This window comes from Streptomyces lunalinharesii (genome assembly GCF_039532155.1).
GTDB classification, from domain to species: Bacteria; Actinomycetota; Actinomycetes; order Streptomycetales; family Streptomycetaceae; genus Streptomyces; species Streptomyces lunalinharesii.
This window is the reverse complement of record NZ_BAAARK010000083.1, coordinates 1-6,877: the sequence shown is the minus strand read 5'-3', so window position 1 is coordinate 6,877 and position 6,877 is coordinate 1. Positions and strand designations below refer to the sequence as shown.

The window sequence follows — 6,877 nt, the reverse complement described above, 5'->3', positions numbered from 1 at the left end:
ACCCAACGACTCCCCACCCACCTCATCCCCGCAACCCTCACCGCCCTCCCCCAACTCCCCCTCACCCCCAACGGCAAACTCGACCCCACCCACCTCCCAGAGCCGGCAATCGAACCCGACACACCTCAAGGGACCGACGGATCCACCGAAAACGAACCCGAACTCGGCCCTGCCACCGCCACTGTCGAGTCCCGCCTGATCGCCATCTGGGAAGCCCTCCTGCATGTCCCCGCGCGTCCTGGGGACAACTTCTTTGAAATCGGCGGCAATTCACTGCTCGCGTCCCGACTGCGCACCGCGCTGCACGAGGCCGGGTTCACCTCGGTGCAACTGCGTGACATCTACCGCAACTCTTCGCTCCCCGCCCTCGCCAAACTCGTTCGGGCGGCCGGGTGCGGCGTCAAGGAGCTCTCGTGACAGACCGACCGGCAACCCCAGGCCAGCTGCGGTTCTTCGTGCTCGACCAGCGGGACGGCAGAGGCACGGTCCTCAACCACATCGTCATCGAGGGCGCACTCTCCCCCGCCCGCCTCACCGACGCGGTGCACGTCGTCCTGGAGAGCCAGCCCGCGCTGCGCACGTCGCTGCACATGACGCCGGATGGCCTGACGCAACGCGTCCATCCGGCGTCGGACGTGGACATCCGCGTCCAGGAGTCGGACACCGGCGAGTCGGACCTGCCCGCCCTCATCACGTCCGCCGGCGCCCGCTTCGCACATGGTGCGGGACCCCTCTGCCGCGTCCGCGTCCTCACCGGCCGCGAGCGCACCCACTGCCTGATCGGCACGCATCACGCGATCTTCGACGACGACTCGGCGGCCGTCCTCCTCCACCAGCTCTCGCGCGCGTACGAGAAGGGGGCACCGTCCCTCTCGCCCACACCTGCGATGCCGGCACCCGAGCCCGAACACGCCACCCGGCTCAACGAGTTCTGGTCTGCCGAGCTGGCGAACTGCCCGCCGGACACCGCGCTCCCTTTCGCAGGCATCGCCGACAGCACGACATCGGGCACCCTGACCCTCGACGTGGGGCCGGACCTCCTCGCCCGCATGACCGCCCTCACGCGGGAGTGCGGCGCCACCCCCTTCGTCCAACTCCTCGCGGCAGCAGCAGTGGTGACCGGCTGGTACACGAGCCGAGACGACCTGGTCGTCGCCACGGTGACCAGCGGCCGAAGCGCGACTGACCAGGGAACCATCGGCTGTCTGCAGAACACCGTGCCGGTGCGCCTGAGGTTCGACGAGGCCGACACCGAAGAGGTGCTCGTCCGAACCATGGACGCGCTGTTCGACGCCGTGGACCACGCGGCCCTGCCCATCGAGGACATCCTTGACACCGCGGGAGTGCGACGCCTGCCGGGCCGTAAGCCGCTCACCCAGATCCTCTGCGCGCAGACCACCGAGTCCGCGCCCCTGCGGACGGCCGGGCTCGACTGGCGGCTCACCCAGTCCGCACCGGTCGAGGCCGAGTACGACCTGGCCCTGACGCTCCATCATGCGCTCGATGGAACCGCTCAGTTGCAGATCGGATACCGCCATGCCGCGCTCACCCCGCAGGCGGCGGAGCGCTTCGGCCAGCACCTGCTCCAGGCCCTCTGCCTCCTCTGCACTGACGGTCTCCCCCGCCCTCTCGCCGAGTTGTCACTCCTCTCCCCCGAGGAGCAAGCCGAGCTGGCCGTTCTGGACGGCGGGCCGGCGCCCCTCGCCGCGGCACCAGTGCACGAACTCATCGATGAGCATGCGCGGCGCACGCCCGAAGAGACCGCCGTCACAGCCGGAGACCAAAGCCTCACCTACGCCGAACTCGCCGAACGAGCCGCCAAGTTGGCGGATGCCCTCATCGAGTCCGGCGTCTCCCCCGGTGACCGGGTCGGCGTGTGCCTCCCCAGGACCGTGAACCTGGTGGTGGCGCTGCTCGCAGTGTGGAAGTCGGGGGCCGCATATGTCCCGCTCGATCCCGAGTACCCGGCCGAGCGCCTGCGCTACATGGCCGAAGACGCGGCGCTCGCCGCCTCCGTCGCCCTCAAGCCCCTGATTCCAGGCATCGCCAACCTCCACCCCGACGCCGGCTCACGCACGACCACAGGTGGAGCCCCCGGCACACCCCGCCACGCCTGGCCGAAGGTTGACGTCGACGACCCCGCATACCTCATCTACACCTCAGGCTCCACGGGCCGCCCCAAGGGTGTCGTGATCCGCCACGCGAACCTGTGTGCGCTCTTCGCCGCCTTCGACCGGGAGCTCGACGGCGGCCCACCCCCCGTCACGGTGGCGGGCACCAGCCTGTCCTTCGACATCAGCGCCCTGGAACTGCACTGGCCGCTGGCGCGCGGCAGCTCCGTGCTGCTGACGAGCCACCGTGCGGTAACGGACGCCCCGGTACCGGACGGCGCCCTCTACCAGTGCACCCCGACGGTCGCACGCATCCTCGCCACGGACCCGGACGGCCGCCGCCTCCTCAACCGCCTCGGCGCCCTGCTGGTCGGCGGCGAACCCCTCCCTGCGGACCTGGCCCGCGACCTGACCGCCCTGGTCCCGGGCCCCGTGCTGAACTGCTACGGCCCGACGGAGACCACGGTCTGGTCGACGGTGTGGCGGGGGCCGAAGGGGGCCGACGTCCCCGTCCGGATCGGCCGACCGCTGCTCGGCGAGCGCTGCCACGTGGTGGATGCGCACGGACGCCGCCTCCCGTCGGGGATCCCCGGGCGCCTGATGGTCGCCGGGGCGGGCGTCGGCGACGGCTACTGGCGGCAGCCCGCGCTCACCGCCGACCGCTTCGCCCCGCTTCCCGAGGCCGGGGAGCAACTCGCTTACGACACCGGGGACATGGCGGTCTTCGAGAGCGCGGCCGACGGGCTGCGCTTCCTGAGCCGGGGCGACGGCCAGGTCAAGGTCCGAGGGCAACGCATCGAGCTGGCGGAGATCGAGTCGGTGCTGCGCGGCCACCCCGAGGTGCGGGACGCGGCGGTGGCAGTGGACGCCGGCGGGACGGCCGTCGCGGCCTTCGTCGTGCCGGCGTCCCCCAGCACGCGCACGGGCGAGCTGCCGGAACCGGCCGACGCGGCCTTCGCCGCCGAACTGCGGGCCCACGCCACGAGGTGGCTCACCGAGGTGATGGCGCCCACCACTTGGCTGCTGGTACCCGCGCTCCCCCAGTTGCCGAACGGAAAGCTGGACCGGGCGAAGGTCGCGGCCTGGAGTACCGCGCGGACCGCGGAGTTCACGGAGCGCACTCCGACGCATGCGACGGCCACCCCGGCCGCCGACAGCCCGGAAGCGGTCGTCCTCGACGCGTGGACTCAGGTGCTCGGCACGCAGGTCACCGACCTCGACGCGACGTTCTTCGAACTGGGCGGCAACTCCCTCGGCCTGCTTCGCGTCCTGGCCTCCCTGCGCACCCGCCACCCCGCCCTGCCGGCCGCCGTCCTGTTCCAGCACACCACTGTGCGCGGCTTGGCGGCGCACCTGTCGGCGCCGGGCGACGATACCGCGACACCCACCGCCAGCGACGGCGAAGAGCCGCCCCGGGGTCGAGGCGCCAGCCGGGCCCAGGCCCTGGCCCGCTGGAAGCGACCGGCACCCCGCTGACGCGTTGCACGGCACTCACCCCCCCCGGACGCCTGTCGACCACTCACCCACCCACCCCAAAGGACCTGCCATGAAACTCCCGCTGTTGTGCCTGCCCTTCGCCGGTGCGGGAGCCAGCGTGTTCCGCCCCTGGCGCGAGCACGAGGCCCAGACGTTCGAGGTAGCCCCGATCCAACTCCCGGGCCGCGAGGAGCTGTTCATCGAGGACCCGTACACCTCGCTCACCGAGGCGGCGACGGGCACGGCCGAGAGGATCCTCGCCGCGGCAGGCGAGGGCCCCTACGCCCTGTTCGGCCACAGCTTCGGCGCACTCCTCGCCTACGCCACGACGCAGCTCCTGCACAGCAAGGGCCTGCGCCTGCCGGAACGTCTCATCGTGAGCGGCGCGGCCGCACCGTGGCTACCGAGGCCCCACATCGGCGTACACGACCTGTCGGACGACGAACTGGCCTCCCGAGTGCACCAGTTGGTCGGCTACGACCACGATGCCTTCCACGACCCCGAGCTGCGCGAGCTGGTGATCCCGGCGCTGCGGGCGGACATGGGCATCAACGAGACTCCCTCGGCCACGCCGGGCCCCGGAAACCCCCTGCCCGTGGCCATCAGCGCGCTGCGGGGAGTCGACGACGCACTTGTGTCGCGGGACGCGACCGCCCAGTGGGCGGCGGCGACGAGCACCGGCTTCGAACTGATCGACGTCCCCGGAGAGCACATGTACTTCTCCGAGAACTGGCCGACGCTGTGGACCACCATCGACGAGCTGCTGCTCCGGGCCCGCCAAGAAGGGCTGATGCGTTCTCAGACTGCGAGCTGAGCAGGTCGAGCACGTGCTCGGGGCGTGACCGGCGGTGGCCGGCGGCAGCGGCGGCGTTCGCCCAGCCGGCTTGACGCATGAGGCCGATGGCGAGGTTGCGCAGGGGCGCCTTGCTGCGGGGCGCGGTACCCGTTCGGATGCGGCAGGCGTCTTCGGCGAACGTCACGTCGCGCAGGTGGTGCAGGGCCTCAAGGGACCGGCGCCCGCGGATCGGCGTGGCGAGCTGGGCGAGGCACCGCATCAGCTCCCCAGCGGGCGCCGGGCATCCCACTCCGCGAGTACCGCGTCGTGCTTGGCCTGGTCCAACCCGACGGGTACCTGCCCCTGCAGGTACTTCGGAGCCGGGTACGCACCACTCCGGAGTGCCCGCCAGGTGTCGGCGACGGTCTCGGAGACCGGGCGGCACCGCAGCCCGGCGGCCAGCGCCTTCTGTGATGATGCCTGCCAGATGCCGGCCATCTCGGGTATGTCCGGTGCCCACAGAGGCAGTTCGCTCCACGGGGCGATGTTCCGCTCCTGCAGGAAGGATTCATCGGCCCACACCAGTTCGGTGTCCGCGCCGGTGACGCGGACGCAGTCCCGCAGCAGCTCTCCCATGGTGGTGTTGCCCGGGATTCCACTGGCGATGTAACGGCCGCTGCCCTGTACCGCCAGCTGGTCGCACATGAACCGGGCGATGTCGCGGGCGTCGATCAGCTGCATCCGCCGGTCCGGGGCGCCCGGCGCCAACACGCGCCCGCCCCGGGCAATGGTCTCCAGCCACCACGGGAGCCGTCCGACGTTCTCCCCGGGACCCGTGATGATCCCCGGATTGATGATCAGCGCCCGTTCAGGGAAGCTCTCCTCCACGGCCCGTTCGCAACCGGCCTTGAGCGCGTTGTAGACCACGTCGTCCGGCCCCGCGTCTGGGGGGCACAGGTGCCGCGGGAAGCTCTCGTCGACTCCCTTGGCCGGCCAGTCGGCGTAGGCGTGGAAGGACGAGACGAAGGCATAGGCCGTCGCGTGTGCGGCCAAGATCCGCGCCGAGAGCCCGACGGTACGCGGTACGAACCCGCACGTGTCGATGACGGCGTCCCAATAGCGTCCGTCCACCAGCGTCCGCAGTGCTGCTTCGTTCTCCCGGTCGCCCTGGACAGCCTCGACACCGGACGGGGCCGAGCCGGACACGCCGCGATTGAAGAGGGTCACTTCGTGGCCGCGCCCGAGGGCCTCGTCCACGAGGGCACGCCCCAGGAATACCGTTCCGCCAATGATCAAGACCTTCATGACGGCACACTCTTCCATCGCACGAACCGCCCGCGTATCCCCGTTCTCTGGCAGCGAAACCCCACCCCTGCATCCACGCTCCCCGCAGCGGGCGATGTGGATGCGTCCTCGGGTGACGAGGCGAATGGTTCGCCCCAATGGGGCGGGTTGCGACCTGTGCCACGCGGTACCGCGGGCAGCTCCATCACTGGCACCGGGGTCGCTGTCAGCCTTGCTGCACCCCGTTGGCCTGCCCTGACGTCAGGGACCCGATACCACTTTCCTCAGAACCTCGCAGGGGCCAGATTGGCCGTCCCGTACGGGGACGTGGTCCACACCCAGGCGATCGGCCGAGGCCCGACCATGGCGGTCAACAGCTCCTAGAACTCGTTCGGAGCCATCTCTGCAGGATCGAAATCAACGCGCACGGTGATCAATATCCCTCCGCACGGCCGCGGATTCCACGGACGATCCGCAGCAACGCCCAACCGCCGAGTTCGATCGAAAATGCCCGGCATCGGAACCACCGGGCACCAGGAACCGACCCCGCGCCAACAACCACCAGCACCGCCGCCCGGGAGGACCTCAACGCCCCCACCCACGCCCACGACGGGCACAACACCCTCAACCTCCACGACCACACCTGGCCGCGCACACGCCAAAACGCCCGGGGGCTACCTCCGCATCTCCTCCGACCGCTTCGGCCTGGAGGCCGGCGTCGACCGCCACCTCGAAGACACCCAGGCCCACGCCCCTCATCGCCGCCACGGCCACCGCCCTCGCCGCCCCTACCCCCGTAGCCCACTGCAACGCCGGGGTGCCGACCGCGAACCGAGCCCGCCGCCCGCCCGGTCAAACCGCTGGTACCAATGCCACTCGACCTCTGCCGGAAGAGGGCAGCTCGAGCCCCCTCGGCAGGCAATCGTCGTACCGTTCAACCTTCGGCGCCACAGGCAGGCGCCGGCTCCGTCCGACCCGTTCCCACAGCTGCCTCGCGTGGTCGCCGCCGACTGCCTACTGTCAATCGGCTCCAGGGATAAGGACTGTGTCTCCCCTCAACTTCGCCCCGGCAGACACACACCGAGCGAGTGGACTGGAGACACGCCCAGAGACCTTGCCAACGTGGCCCCAGCAGCGTGGCGCCGCCCCAGCTGGTGGTCGGGTGTCCGCCCTGAAGGGACACGGGGCGTTGCCAACTACGCGTTGAAGGCGAGCGCCCGGAAGGTGTTGC

Annotated in this window: 4 protein-coding genes; 3 read left to right on the top strand and 1 reads right to left on the bottom strand. The window is 70.7% G+C overall.

The window, feature by feature from the left end; genetic code table 11:
- From ABD385_RS40790 to ABD385_RS40780, 3 genes are all read left to right on the top strand, one after another.
- On the top strand, nucleotides 1-417 hold a 417-nt coding region (locus ABD385_RS40790; protein ID WP_344585282.1), incomplete at its 5' end, for a phosphopantetheine-binding protein.
- Nucleotides 414-3,587 (top strand): non-ribosomal peptide synthetase, encoded by a 3,174-nt coding sequence (locus ABD385_RS40785; protein ID WP_344585281.1) that lies wholly within the window; start codon nucleotides 414-416, stop codon nucleotides 3,585-3,587. The genes ABD385_RS40790 and ABD385_RS40785, both read left to right, overlap by 4 nt.
- 70 nt (nucleotides 3,588-3,657) lie before the next feature.
- Nucleotides 3,658-4,401, top strand: coding sequence for a thioesterase II family protein (locus tag ABD385_RS40780; protein WP_344585279.1), 744 nt, complete (start codon nucleotides 3,658-3,660; stop codon nucleotides 4,399-4,401).
- 240 nt (nucleotides 4,402-4,641) lie between these two features.
- Here ABD385_RS40780 and ABD385_RS40775 read toward each other — a convergent pair whose 3' ends face one another.
- Nucleotides 4,642-5,667, bottom strand: coding sequence for an NAD-dependent epimerase/dehydratase family protein (locus ABD385_RS40775; RefSeq protein ID WP_344585278.1), 1,026 nt, complete (start codon nucleotides 5,665-5,667; stop codon nucleotides 4,642-4,644).
- Between the last annotated feature and the right edge of the window lie 1,210 nt (nucleotides 5,668-6,877).